This window comes from Mucilaginibacter sp. GW821-FHT07H05, from assembly GCF_059418485.1.
Genome location: NZ_JBWKPY010000002.1, coordinates 228,959 through 242,369, shown reverse-complemented (window position 1 = coordinate 242,369; position 13,411 = coordinate 228,959). Strand labels below are relative to the sequence as shown.

14 protein-coding genes are annotated in these 13,411 nt (G+C 45.3%); 9 read left to right on the top strand and 5 right to left on the bottom strand.

The genetic code is table 11. The annotated features are described in order from the left end of the window. Nucleotides 1-80: 80 nt before the first annotated feature. Complete coding sequence (locus tag AC07M6_RS05090) at nt 81-575, top strand: heavy-metal-associated domain-containing protein (RefSeq protein ID WP_494887842.1); 495 nt, start codon at nt 81-83, stop codon at nt 573-575. 4 nt (nt 576-579) lie between these two features. Beyond that, nucleotides 580-1,386: a hypothetical protein gene (locus AC07M6_RS05085; protein WP_494887841.1), complete on the top strand. Its 807-nt coding sequence runs from the start codon at nt 580-582 to the stop codon at nt 1,384-1,386. Between the two features lie 34 nt (nt 1,387-1,420). Here the strand turns inward: AC07M6_RS05085 and AC07M6_RS05080 are convergent, their stop codons facing one another. Beyond that, on the bottom strand, nt 1,421-2,410 hold the full coding sequence (locus tag AC07M6_RS05080) for a hypothetical protein (RefSeq protein ID WP_494887840.1): 990 nt from the start codon (nt 2,408-2,410) through the stop codon (nt 1,421-1,423). A 55-nt stretch (nt 2,411-2,465) separates the two neighbouring features. Between AC07M6_RS05080 and AC07M6_RS05075 the strand changes: the two genes are divergently transcribed. The 3 genes from AC07M6_RS05075 (at nt 2,466) to AC07M6_RS05065 (ending at nt 5,168) form a co-directional block, all read left to right on the top strand. Beyond that, nucleotides 2,466-3,473, top strand: a complete 1,008-nt coding sequence (locus tag AC07M6_RS05075) for a dipeptide epimerase (protein WP_494887839.1) — start codon at nt 2,466-2,468, stop codon at nt 3,471-3,473. Between the two features lie 10 nt (nt 3,474-3,483). Further along, nucleotides 3,484-3,849 carry a hypothetical protein gene (locus tag AC07M6_RS05070; protein WP_494887838.1) on the top strand — a complete coding sequence of 122 codons (366 nt, stop codon included), beginning with the start codon at nt 3,484-3,486 and terminating at the stop codon, nt 3,847-3,849. A 155-nt stretch (nt 3,850-4,004) separates the two neighbouring features. Beyond that, complete coding sequence (locus tag AC07M6_RS05065) at nt 4,005-5,168, top strand: hypothetical protein (protein WP_494887837.1); 1,164 nt, start codon at nt 4,005-4,007, stop codon at nt 5,166-5,168. A 56-nt stretch (nt 5,169-5,224) separates the two neighbouring features. On the opposite strand, the gene AC07M6_RS05060 is transcribed toward AC07M6_RS05065, so the two are convergent. The 3 genes from AC07M6_RS05060 to AC07M6_RS05050 are packed head-to-tail and all read right to left on the bottom strand — an operon-like array spanning nt 5,225 to nt 6,649. Next, on the bottom strand, nt 5,225-6,130 hold the full coding sequence (locus AC07M6_RS05060) for a prohibitin family protein (protein WP_494887836.1): 906 nt from the start codon (nt 6,128-6,130) through the stop codon (nt 5,225-5,227). Between the two features lie 18 nt (nt 6,131-6,148). Further along, the gene (locus AC07M6_RS05055; protein WP_494887835.1) at nt 6,149-6,331 is read right to left on the bottom strand and encodes a DUF6358 family protein; all 183 of its coding nucleotides are present in this window, start codon (nt 6,329-6,331) and stop codon (nt 6,149-6,151) included. Between the two features lie 3 nt (nt 6,332-6,334). After that, entirely contained in the window at nt 6,335-6,649 is a 315-nt protein-coding gene (locus AC07M6_RS05050) for a rhodanese-like domain-containing protein (protein WP_494887834.1), read from the bottom strand. A gap of 196 nt (nt 6,650-6,845) precedes the next feature. Here AC07M6_RS05050 and AC07M6_RS05045 point away from each other — a divergent pair, with 196 nt between their 5' ends. From AC07M6_RS05045 to AC07M6_RS05030, 4 genes are all read left to right on the top strand, one after another. Continuing rightward, nucleotides 6,846-7,964: a DUF4407 domain-containing protein gene (locus tag AC07M6_RS05045; RefSeq protein WP_494887833.1), complete on the top strand. Its 1,119-nt coding sequence runs from the start codon at nt 6,846-6,848 to the stop codon at nt 7,962-7,964. Nucleotides 7,965-7,988: 24 nt separating this feature from the next. Continuing rightward, a complete protein-coding gene (locus AC07M6_RS05040; RefSeq protein ID WP_494887832.1) occupies nt 7,989-9,383 on the top strand; it encodes an alpha/beta hydrolase fold domain-containing protein in 1,395 nt (464 codons plus the stop codon). A gap of 544 nt (nt 9,384-9,927) precedes the next feature. Then, the gene (locus AC07M6_RS05035; RefSeq protein ID WP_494887831.1) at nt 9,928-11,712 is read left to right on the top strand and encodes a sensor histidine kinase; all 1,785 of its coding nucleotides are present in this window, start codon (nt 9,928-9,930) and stop codon (nt 11,710-11,712) included. 10 nt (nt 11,713-11,722) lie between these two features. After that, nucleotides 11,723-12,415, top strand: coding sequence for a response regulator transcription factor (locus tag AC07M6_RS05030; protein ID WP_494887830.1), 693 nt, complete (start codon nt 11,723-11,725; stop codon nt 12,413-12,415). Nucleotides 12,416-13,022: 607 nt separating this feature from the next. Here AC07M6_RS05030 and AC07M6_RS05025 read toward each other — a convergent pair. Continuing rightward, on the bottom strand, nt 13,023-13,382 hold the full coding sequence (locus AC07M6_RS05025) for a bleomycin resistance protein (protein ID WP_494887829.1): 360 nt from the start codon (nt 13,380-13,382) through the stop codon (nt 13,023-13,025). Nucleotides 13,383-13,411: the final 29 nt, after the last annotated feature.

Below are 13,411 nucleotides of genomic sequence, written 5' to 3'. Positions count from 1 at the left end.
TTTCCCGCTTAATAGTTTGATCGCCAGCATATAATTCGCTATGGCCGGTCTGTTTTAACGTTTAATTATTCGATTATAAAATGAAATTCCTGAAAATATTTTTCGTGCTGCTGATGCTCAGCATTGGCGCACAAGCCCAGTTTACCAAAGCCGAAGTACAAGTGAGCGGACTAACCTGCTCCATGTGCTCAAAAGCTACCGAAAAAGCCCTGCGCACTATCGACTTTATCGGCGATATCAAACCCGATCTGAACCGCAATGTATTTGTGCTTACCTTTAAAAGCAATGCACCGGTAAACCTCGACCAGATCAGTAAAAAAGTACAGAACGCCGGCTTTTCGGTTAACAGCCTGAAGGCTACCTTTAATTTTGCCGCTACTAAACTGTCCGGCAATACGTTTAGCTATTCGGGCGATACCTATTTAGTGGTAAGCGGCGCCGATAAGATCACCGGCGGGCCGGCTGCCTTCACTGTTGTGGAAAAAGGCTTTGCCCCTGCATCCGTGTATAAAAAGTACGCGGGCCAAACCACAGCCGAAGCAAAAACAGGCAAGGTTTACCGGGTAATTATTTAAGCTGATGATCAGGCATATCATTGTCGCGCTGGGGCTGATGGCCCCGGCCGGCACTTTGCTGGCGCAGGAACTGTACGTAAATACCGAACCCGCCAGCAATATGGCTACCCGGTCGTTAGGCATTCGGCTGGAAAACCAGGGCTTTAACAGCAATGGGTTAAAAGACCGCAGCACTTTAGAGCTGATGTATGGAGCCAGCAAAAACCTGATGCTGCACACGGTTTTTTACGCGTCGAACTTTAATCAGTCGGCCAAGCATTTTGAGGGGGCAAGCGCTTATGCCAAATACCGCTTTCTGTCGGTAGATTCGGTACAAAGCCATTTCCGCGGGGCGGTTTTCGCCAAGCTATCCACCATTAACAATCCTTTTATTAACCAGGAAATTAGTTTGGAGGGCGATAACTCGGGCTGGCAAAGCGGCGTGATATTTACCCAGTTAGTACATAAACTGGCCCTATCGGGCTCGGCAAGTTATTTGCGGGCGTTTGATAACCGGGGCGGGTACAAACTGCCCATCAGCAATGCCCGCGATGCCATTGGCTATAGTTTATCTGCCGGGTACCTGGTGTTTCCTAAAACTTATACCGATTATAAGCAGGTTAATTTAAATCTCTATGTAGAGCTATTGGGCAAAAGTAACCCGGGCTACGCGCAAAGTTATCTGGATGCCGCGCCAGCCGCTCAATTGATATTTAACAGCGTATTCAGGGTTGATCTATCGTACCGCACACCGCTTTATAATGAGATGACGCGTAATAGTAAAAACATGTACCTGGTAAGGCTGGAGTATAACCTGTTCAATATTTTTTAGGCTATTACTGCAGCGCATCCATGACTTAGGTAGCTTAAGCCGGCAGACTGATTTCTTCTGCCGGTATAAATTCCCCGTCGGCGGTGGTTAAAAAACTCATCGGCTGTTCGGGTTTTTTAATGATCTCTAAAAGCAGGAAGCCCCATTTCCCCCAAAAGTTTTCCAGCACCTGTCCGTAGGTTTTATTTTGCCAGTGATCAAACAATGGCTTACTGTTCATGCCACGCAGGGGCATGGCCTCTATATATAATTCTTCGCCAACAGGCAGCAGGTTATATTCGGGCATCCGGTTAAACAGGTAGGCCGAGTAAAATACCCGCCCGCAAAATTCCTCAAACTGGATGGGGTGCAGGGGCTGGCCGCCAATTTTATCAACCAGTTCCTGGTGATAGCGCTGGTTGGCGCCGTTATCCTGCAGGCAAATGATCAGGCCCATATCGCGCACGCGGATAGAGAAGGTAAGGGTATTGATCTCATCGCGGTAAACAAAATCATCTTCGGCATTATTTACCCTGAACAGAAAAAGGCTGAACGGTTTAAACCCATCAAAAAATATGGGTTTATTAATGCTTTGCAGCATCAGGTGCAGGTGGCTGAATTTATGAATAATGGATTGCGAAATATTAAAATCCTCGCCCTGCGTATGCTGTAATTTAATGCCGGCCTGCATCTCGTTAAACACCATGCCGTATACAAATTTGGCCGCCCATTGGAAAAGCTTTAGCTCGTCAACTTGTTTTACGGCATCGTACCCTTTATTAAAAGCGGCAGCCATTTCATCCTCCAGGGGTACAAAAAACTGGTTATTGATGGCTGTAGCGCAGGGCACTTTCAGTTCTTTATAGGTGGTGATGCTTTCATCGAGCAGTTTAAACGGTTTTTCCTCTAACTGGTAACGGGTCATCAGCCATTGCGGAAACACCTGGATGCGTTCTTCGTCGGGGTTAACGGGTTGCCCTGTTAAAAAACAGATCCGGTTACTAAAGTTAAAAGCCTCAAAAGGATTGTAAATTTCTACAGCCATAAGCCGCAAAGATAAGCATTGAAGTATCCGAAAATTTTTAGCTTTGAATTTTAACATGAAACTGACTTATCGCCCATTTGAATTAGAGCTGCGGCACCCGTTCACCATATCGGGTTTCTCGCGCACATCTACCCCGCTGATGCTGGTAGAAATAGCCCACGAAGGCTTTACCGGCCATGGCGAAGCCTCTATGGTGCCCTACATGGGCGAAAGCCATCAAAGCGCCGCCTGGTTTTTAAACAAGATTGAGGTAAAAGAACTGCATTATCCCTTTGATTATGCCCGCATCACTGCTTACCTGGATAGCATTGCCCCCGGCAACCCGGCCATAAAAGCGGCCGTAGATATTGCCCTGCACGATTTGGACGGTAAGCTGCAAAACAAGCCCTGCTGGCAATTAATGGGGAGTGACCCCAGCCTGATGCCCGTAACCAGCGCCACCATTGGCATTGATACGCCTGAGGTAGTATTAAGGAAAGTAAAAGAAGCGGCAAACTGTAAAGTGATTAAAGTAAAGCTTGGCCGCGATACGGATAAAGTGCTGATAGAAACCATTCGCTCGGCCACCGACGTGCCGCTTTATGTTGATGCCAACCAGGGCTGGACAGATCTGGAACAGAGCCTGGATATGACCCACTGGCTTAAAGAACAAGGTGTACAACTGATAGAACAGCCCTTTGCCAAAGATAATATAGATGCCAACGCCTGGCTGACCGAGCGCAGTCCGATAGCTATTGTAGGTGATGAAGCCGTACAGCGCCTGGCTGATGTGGATAAGGCCAAAGGCGTTTATCACGGTATTAATGTAAAGCTGATGAAATCGGCCGGAATGCACGAAGCGCGCCTGATGATACAGCGCGCCAAGCAATTAAACCTGAAAGTACTGATAGGCTGCATGAGCGAAACCAGTTGCGCAACCTTAGCAGCAGCCGCCCTTGCCCCGCAATGCGATTGGGCCGATTTAGATGGGCCCTTCCTTACACGCAATAACCCCTATGCCGATCCGGAATTTAAGGATGGTAAATGGGTGTTGAATGGGGATGCAGGGTTAGGGTTGAGGTAAAATAACCGGTATGAGTAAACAATTAATATACGCCGCCCTGCTATTTGCAATAGTTATATTGGTTGTTACGGGCCGGTTATACCAGCTTAATAAAACAAATTTTGATATAGATATACTTGGCAACCAGCTTGCCCCTGTAAAAAAACTTTTACCCTGCAACGCATCGGTTGGTTTTTATACCAACCGGCCGTCGGCTATGTTTATTGAAACCGGGTATATTATGGCACCCCTTGCGCTGCAAAACCGCCTGGATTGCGATACCATACTGACTATTCAGGACACCACCATTAAAACACGTGATTTTCGGGGTTATAAAGCAATCTGTACTAACAAACAAGGGGTGCTCATCGCTTCGTTAATGGTTAAAAACAAGTAGCTATGCAGTTGATTATAGCTATACTAAATATTGTTTTATTATGCCGGGGTATTAGCTGTGCCATAAAAAACAAACTGCCCCAAATTGAGCGGCCTATCAGGGTAATCACATCCTTTATTATTGCGTTAGCCATAATTAGTTTTTTATATTATTTAATGTTGGTATGTGGCTTTGCGTTTATATGGCTTTTAGCCATTCTGTCGCTGGCTAATATGGCGCATATTTATTTAATGCAATCGTTAAAGGGAGGAATAAGCTTTAACGCGAAAAAATTATACAGCATTGACGCGGGGATCCTGTTTAGTGGTTTATCTTTAATTATTATTTACTTGCTTTTAAAAGCCAGCAAACACGGCGGCTGGGATGCCTGGGCTATATGGAATTTGCATGCCAAATTTATGTACAACCCGGCTTACTGGCTTAATATGTTCTCGCCCGGCTTAGCTTATTCTCATCCCGATTATCCGTTAATGCAGCCTGCCATTATCGCCTTTTTTTGGAATAGTGCTGGTGTAATTACTCCGCTTGTCCCCATGGTTCTCTCTTTTGTGGTGCTGCTTTTAATCCCCTCATTAATTTATGCGGCACTATCTGTAAAAAAGGGGTATAACCTATATGCCGGCCTTGGTTTATTGCTGTTTGTGGTTGACAATAATTATAAAGCTATTGGCGCGCTTCAAACAGCCGACACCCTATTGTCATTATTGATTTTGCTGGTATTTGTTTTAAACAGCCGCGTTAATCATACTAAAAGTAATATCATCTATTTGATTGCTTTTATTTGCGCGTCATGCACCTGGCTTAAAAATGAAGGCTGGCTGTTTTACCTGATATTTACCGCTGTTTTTACAGTTTCAAATTATAAGGATCTAACCAGCTTAAAAAAATATGCCGCCGGCTCACTGATACCTTTGCTGTTTACGCTTTCCTTTAAGATCTTTTTTGCACCGGTAAATGATCTGGTGGCGGCCAATCATCATCATACTATCCAGATGATCACCGATGCCGGCAGGTATCTCACCATTATCAAGTTTTTAACCGGTATGTTGACAGATCAGTATATCATCCTGACCGCGCTGCTTGTTTTGGCGATAATGATCAATCGCCGGTATTTTAAGTCGGCGGCCTTTATTTGCTTGTTAATCGTGTTCGCGGGCTATCTGTTTATCTATGTTACTACGCCGTATAATCTTAACTGGCATTTAAGCACATCGTTGAACCGGCTGATACAGCATTTGTACCCGGCATTGGTGTTTAGTGTGCTGCTGTCGGTTAAAAATAGGTATCCTTTAAGTGTTGGGGAAGAAGGCCGGATATGAGGTTAAATCCGCCCTTTTGCCGCTACTTAGCACTTTACAGCATTACAAACATGCGCCTACTTATCGCTTATCATAATCGGGTTACCCTTACCGCCGCCCATAATGATCACTTTTGTGTTTGGCGACAGGGCTATTTCCTTTTGCGCTTTAATAGCTTCGTATTGTAATTGCTTATCCGAAAGGCCGGTTGAAAGGATCCTTTGGTAATCGGCAATACCCTGTGCTTCCACGCGTTTACGGTCGGCCTCCTGGCGTTCCTTTTGCAGTACGAACTGCATTTTCTGCGCTTCCTGCTCGGCGTTGATCTTTGATTCGATACTGGCCTTTACTGATGCCGGCAGACTGATATTACGCACCAGGATCTGCTGCACCTCTAACCCGTTACGGGCAAAGTTTTTGCTGATGGTGCTGTTGATCTTATTTTGAAACTCCTGCCGTTTGGTAGAATACAGGTCTACCGCCTGGTAGGCTACCGCGTTATCGCGCAAGGCGGTGCGGGTTACCGGGCGCACAATTTTATCCTTAAAATCAACCCCTATGTTTTGCATAATAAAGGGCGTTTTGTAAGGCATTACGTTATACAATACCGATAGATCGATAGTTACCTCCAAACCATCGGATGATAATACCCGGATGGCGTCGTCGCCCTGCACATCGCCCTCGTTATGGGTGCCGCTCATGGTATAGTTTTGGGTTTGCACATCAAATGTAGTTACCTCAACCAGGGGGTTAATCACGTGCAGGCCGCTCTCCAGCACCTGGTCCTGCACCTTGCCAAACAGTACCTGTACGCCAACCTTGCCTGGTTCAATGGTTTTAAAGATGGACAGTAAAATACCCAGTACAAAAATTGCGATACCAACTGATGTGGTAATACCGCCAAAACGGTTGCCCGGTTCGGGTGAACGGCGAAGTACAATGCCTACAACAAGCACAATAACTCCCAAAATTGCGATAAACATAATGGTATGGTTTTAAGGTTATTTTTTAGGCGTCCTCAGGTCCTTCAGTAATTTTATTTTCAGGATAATGAACAAGCCGCCAATAAACACAGCACCCATAATAAACTCATACCGTTTAAGCGGATAAGCCCAGTAAATAACGGCTAAACATACAAATATGCCGATAGTATACAGCACATTTAAAAACAGTTTAAGGGCCATAGCTTAATAAACTTGTAAGGTTGGGTCAATCTCCTGCGCCCAGGCGGTAATGCCACCCTGCAGGTTATACAAATTGGTGAAGCCCTGCTGCTCTAACTGCATAATGGCTACCGCGCTGCGTTTGCCGCTGCGGCACATCATTACTACCGGCTTTTCGGTTTCAATTTTATCGGTTTCTATCAAGATCCCGCCCAGCGGAATATGTAACCCGCCCAGGTTCGACATTTCGTACTCAAAATCTTCGCGTACATCCACCAGCTGGAAGTCGTCGCCGTTATCTAATTTTTCTTTTAATTCCTGTACTGATATTTCTTTCATGGTTATCTGTAAAATATAATCAAAGGTATAGTTTTGTTATATTGCTTGTACAATATGAATGTAAATTGCAGATAGGTGATGAATGTGATAGGGTATATTCTCAATTTTACCCGCAACCGACATCAAACCACACATTTATACTCAGTTTTGTAACAATAACGCCCTTAAAGCGTTTTATAATAGAAATTAATACTTCATGAAGAAAATTACCCGGTTTTTCTGGTTCTGCTCAGGGGCCCATATAGAGACGTTAAAAAAATACCCTATCGAACACAATAAGTATGTGGGCATTGGGGCTACTATATTTTTCACCGCGTTGTTTGCCTCGCTATCGGGGGGCTATGCCATGTATTTTGTTTTTAACGGCGATGCCTTCGCGGTAGGGTTCGCTATTTTGTTTGGGCTGATATGGGGTACGGCTATCTTTAATATGGACCGCTACATCGTTTCCAGCATTAATAAGGAAGGCACTACCAACCAGCAGATCCTGCAGGCATCGCCGCGTATTTTATTAGCGATAATGATAGGCATCGTAATATCGCGCCCGCTGGAATTGAAGATCTTTGATAAGGAGATCCGCCAGAAGCTGAAATCATCGTACCTGAAAGGTCAGAACCGTAAGATTGATACCCTGCAAAAAACCTATCAGCAAAAATATGCCATGGAGCTGAACAAAAACCTCGACCTGAAAAAGGAAAAGGACTCGCTGGAGAAGGATATCAACCGATCGCGCTATCAGCTAAACCAGGAAGTTTTTGGCGATAAAACCAACCAAACATCGGGTATTACCGGCTACGGCACCTACGCCAAACAAAAGGAAGGCGTACTGATAGAAAAACAAAACCGCCTGAAAACCGTAACCGACGATCTGGGCCAAATGGACCAGTACCTGGCCAGCCGCAAACAGTTTGAGGGATTGAACGACCTGCGCCTGTTTACCCCCAAACAACTGGACAGCCTGACTACCATAGCCGGCTTTGCCGACCGTAACTGGGCTTTGGGGCAATTATCCTACAATGAAAACGGCACGCGCGATCTGGATACCTACCTGGCTATTTCCTTTATAGGCTACCTGTTTATTTTGTTTGAGTGCTTACCTGTATTTGTAAAGCTGATGTCGCCCAAAGGCCCGTATGATGTGGCGCTGGCTAAAATATCCGAAGCCAATATCCATTATGCCGAAAAAGATAAAGACCGTGATATAGCCGTAACCGACAACACCTTCGATCATAACCTGGATGCCGATATAGCCCGGCGCAAAAAGATCATCACCGCCCAGTCGGATTATGATTTTGAGCGGCATAGTTATGAGTAGTGATCCGTCTGATCATATGAAATAATGGCCCGGCTGGTATTACTTATCGTGTTCTTCCTGATCTCGCTGCTGGCGGTATGCCCGGCTCCGGCTTATTACCTGTGGTTGCTGGCTGTAGCCGTAACAGAATACCCGCTAATATTTGTTGCTATTGCTGCCGCGCTAACTGCCTGGGGCATTTGGGTCATCCCTTATAAAACAGCCGGAAATGTAATCGGCCTAATTACCATACTCCTTTTTTTATCGCCTATTGTACGCGCTTATATGGTTGGTGCCGGTTTACAGGCAGATATGGCGGTCTCGTTTACGGGTGGCGGCAGTCCGCCTGTTTTTCCGGCGCGCGCGCCTTTTAGCTTAGGGGGATTGCTTAAAACGACACCCAAAATATCGTATAAAACAATCACGTACGCTACTTATACAGCAGATACCCGTTTAACCTTAGATTATTATCTAACCAATGGCGGGCAGCAACAACACAGAGTTGAGCTGATCCCCTATCATGATACTCCGCCGGTTGAGTTGCGCCCTTGCGTCATCATTATACACGGTGGCTCGTGGAGCAGCGGCGATAGCCAGCAGTTGCCCGAATTAAATAGTTTCCTGGCAGAACGGGGTTATAATGTGGCATCCATCAACTATCGCATGGCGCCAAAATATCAAACCCCGGCACCAATAGAAGACATTAAAAAAGCATTAGCATATTTAACCCGGCACGCTGCCGAATTGCATATCGATACCAATCAATTTGTGCTGCTCGGCCGCTCGGCAGGCGCGCAGATAGCCTTACTGGCGGCTTATACTTTACATGATCAACGCATAAAGGGTGTGGTGGACTTTTACGGCCCGGCAGATATGGTTTGGGGATATGCTGTTCCATCTAACCCGCTTATTATGGATTCGCGCGGGGTGATGGAGCGGTACATTGGTGGCCCCTATAAACAGATGCCTGCAAAATACGCGGCCTGTTCGCCTATTGAATTTGTGGATGATAAAACGATACCAACCCTGATTATTCATGGTGATAATGATGTGCTGGTATCGCCCGGGCATAGCCACAGGCTGAACCTGAAATTACAGCAGCACAACATCCGGCATTACTGGTTAAAACTACCCTGGGCCACGCACGGGTTCGATTTTAATATTAACGGACCGGGCGGGCAATTGTCTACTTATGCCGTAGAAACTTTTTTAAACACGATAACCCATACCCCTTACGGAAGGGGGGTAGCTGATGTTAAGCGTTTTTATTTGCCGGTGATTTTCCCGCTCAATATGGCTTTGCCATCCTTACCGGCTGGTGTGGTTACCGGTAGGGTAAGTAGCAGCGTGTTGCTGGTAGAAAATCCGGGGATAAATGTCCGGTCAACAATAGCCAGATCAGTTGGGGCGGAAGCACTCCCATTGTTATTTATCAAATAAAAGTTAAAATCCAGGTCGTTACGCAGGCTTTGCTGCGGGCTTATCTTCTGTACGCGGTATTGGCCCATGTCGGGGTGCAGGATTGGCATGTGATCTACGGTTGCATAGGTTATCCTGTCGTCCATATTTACACGCAGTTCATTTTTCCCGTCCTTATAGCTATCATATTTATTAAGTAAGTTGCCTGTTCCCAATTTATAGGCCGGGTTATCCATCATGCCGCCGGGGGTTTTATACTTAAATACTGGTGTTTGGACAGTATCCGTTAATATGATTGGCTTGCCGTTGGGCATCGCATATAATTTATTGCCCTGCTGGGCAAAAACCATGGCAGGTAAAACAAGCAGCAGCAAAATACCGGTGTAAAATATGGCTTCGAAACCGGGTTGTTTTAAAAGCTTTTTCATGATGATAAATTCAGATCTGAACGCAAAGCTAATAAACATTTAACAGTCAATATGTTAAAACCCATAAGGGCAACTGTTAAAAAATGTTAAAGCGGGCCTATATGGCTTAATTAAAATTATTTTTGTTGTGGTAAAAAATGAAAAAGAAGAGCATTGGTTTAATTATAGGGTTGATGGGTTGCGCTTTATTGGGCGTAATGGCTATGCAATTGTATTTCCTGGTGCAAACTTATAATATGCAATCGCAATTATTTGACGGCCAGGTTACCGACGCGCTTAAAATTGTGGTAGATAAGGTGGCGAAAGAAGATGCCAATAAGTTTTATAAAAAGAAAACCAGGTATATCGATTCGCAAAACCGGGCGGATAATATAGAGGCCGGTTTTACCTATGATAAAGATGGCTTGCCCGGTAAAAAACTTCATTTTGTTAACCGTAAGGTAATTATACGCGATAGTTTAAAGCGCCTGCGCCGGGCACTTGCCGAGGATCTGGCCGAATCGGGACTGGGTTCGGTTACGCTTCGCATCCGTTTTGAAGCTTATACCGATGAAAGCGGCATCGTTCATCAGCGCAGGATCAACGAGGTGGTTAAAAATCCGTCCTCGTTTTTAAGTCCGGGTAAGCTGCATCAGTTTGATACGCTGCACTATAATTATTTAGACCCGCAATTTGGCCTGCAGGTGCTGAGCCATATACAGGAAAACCCAATATGGAAAGCCGAGCAGGAACGGAAGCAAAAAACAAGGCAATTGCGCGCGGTTAATAAACTGCTGGAACTCGACTCGGTAGATATGTTGAAGGCTGCTAACAGCAAAGCCGTTTTTGCAGACATTTCCGAAGAATACCAAAAAAGTAAAGAGCCGCTTAGTAATCGTCTCGATCCCTTGCTGATAGATTCCCTGCTGCGTTTTGAGTTGCAAAACAAAGGCATTTCACTGCCCTTTAGTTACGAGGTAAGTACAGCCAATAACGATTCGGTGCTGTACTCAAAAGCCAATGATGTTAGTGGCGAGCGGCCGGTATTTACGGTTGCCAATAAGCCTTATCAAACCCCCATTTTTGCTAAAAGTGTTATCAACGATCCGGGGATGCTGCGTCTGGTATTCCCTAAAAAAAGCTCGCTGATATTAAGTAATATGGCTTTTAGCATGGGCACATCAGGCGGTTTGCTGCTGGTGCTGATATTTTGCTTCGGTTATACCATCTTCTCTATCTTAAGGCAAAAGAAGATCTCGGAAATGAAGACCGATTTCATCAACAACATGACCCACGAGTTTAAGACCCCGGTATCAACCATTATGATTGCCAGCGAGGCTTTAAAAGATGACGAGGTTACCGCAGACAGGGGGCGCATCACCCGTCTGGCCAATATTATTTACGAGGAAAACGCCCGCCTGGGCAGCCATATTGAACGGGTGCTGAATATTGCCCGTATTGAAAAGAACGACTTTAAGCTGGATATTAAACCGATAGAGGTGAACGATACCATTACTGCCGTGGTAGACAGCATGTCGCTAAAACTGCAAAAGTATGGGGCTAAAACCACACTGCATTTAGATGCCCGGTATTCGACCATTAGTGCGGATGAACTGCACTTTAGCAACGTGCTTTATAACCTGGTAGATAATGCTATTAAATACAGTAGCGGTACGCCCGATATAACCATTAGCACCGTTACCTTAAAAAATAATTTAGTGATCACCATTGCCGATAAGGGCATAGGCATGACCCGCGAGGAGCAGGCCCGAATATTTGAACAGTTTTACCGCATCCCTACCGGCAACCTGCACGATGTTAAAGGCTTTGGCCTGGGTTTAAGCTATGTAAATACCATAGTAAAACGGCTTGACGGTACCATTAGCGTACGCAGCGAAAAAGATAAAGGCTCGGAATTTGAATTAAGGTTCCCGGTTGTATAACACACAAAACATGAAGAAAATATTACTTGTTGAAGACGACCCCAACCTTGGGATGTTATTGCAGGACTACCTGCAACTAAAAGGTAAGTTTGATGTTGTTTTGTGTAAAGACGGCGACGAAGGCCTGCGCGAATTTACCAGGCAAAGCTACGACCTGCTGATACTGGACGTGATGATGCCTAAAAAGGATGGCTTTACCCTGGGGAAGGAGATCAGGAAAATGAATGCCGATGTGCCGATTATTTTTGCCACAGCCAAAGGGATGATCGAAGATAAAACCATGGCGTTTAACCTGGGCGGCGATGATTATATCACCAAGCCATTCCGTATTGAGGAGCTATTACTGCGTATTAACGCCCTGCTGAAAAGAATGGGCAGCGGCGACAAAAAGGAAGAGGATAAACAAACCCATTTCAATATCGGCCAGTACGTTTTCGATTTTACATCGCAGATGATCACCATTGGAGCTAATCTGCAAAAACTATCTACCAAAGAGGCGGAACTACTGCGCCTGCTATGCCTGCGTAAAAACGAGGTGCTTACCCGCGAGGAAGCCCTGCTGAACATCTGGCACGATGACAATTACTTTAACGGCCGCAGCATGGATGTGTTTTTAAGCAAGATCCGCAAATACTTGAAGGATGACCCGACTGTAGAGATCATTAACGTACACGGTAAGGGGTATAAATTGCTGGTGAATTAATTTAAATCCAGGTAATTGCGAGTTTTGGAATCCCGGCGGGACTTTGAAGGTGAAATGACGTTAAAAAGATTGTCATTGCGAGCGATAGCGTGGCAATCTCGTAGCTGTTCGGGTCTGCATTATGATTGACAGTCTGCTCAAGGCTGAAGAGGTCTATTACTTTTTTCTTGAAAAAAAAGTAACAAAACTGAGCGATAGCGACCTCATGAACGCCTTAAAAAAAACAAACGAAAGTGAATAAATTCAAGACAGCAAAAATGCTTCCTTTGCCGCACGTGGCCTTTGCCCTGCAAACCGGACAGAACCACAGGGCCGCACCTTGATGCCCCGCTTCGCACCCACAAGCCAGCGCTTCAGCATCAAGCTAATGCCCTTTCCAACCGCACAGGCCACGCTTGTTCTGCCCGCTTTCACCCGAAAGCTCTTTTGCTGTCGGGAAAACTAAAAGACAAACACGTCATGGATAGCGATAGCGCAGCAATCCCGTAGTAAGTATTTCGCTGATGCATAGCTATGAGATTGCCACGTCGCCCCAACGTACACCCTCATTCGCTCCTCGCAATGACAAGATTTTATATAAGTCTTATTCCCCCTGCGCCGGCATCAATTAATCCTCATCATCAGCCGTACTTTCGCCAAAGTGGATGATGTTGCCGTTATTATCAAGTATGCTAAACTGCTTCATCTGCCAGGGCATTTCTTTTAATGGTCCGTTGGGGTGCACAACGCCTTGTGGCAAATATTCGGCATATAGTTTTTCAACCTCGGTCACTCTCACATAACAGCCGGTGTTTTTGGGGATTTCCACATCGTTGGTAGGCCAAAGGTGGATATTAACACCATCGCGACTTAAGATGAGGTAACCATCCCAACTATTATGAAAGGTAAAGCCCAGCTTTTCGGTATAAAATTTAACGGTTTCTTTTTCATTTAACGAGGCAAGAATAGGTATGGCAAATTTTAACATGGTTATGGATTGTTGTTAGAAATAAATGT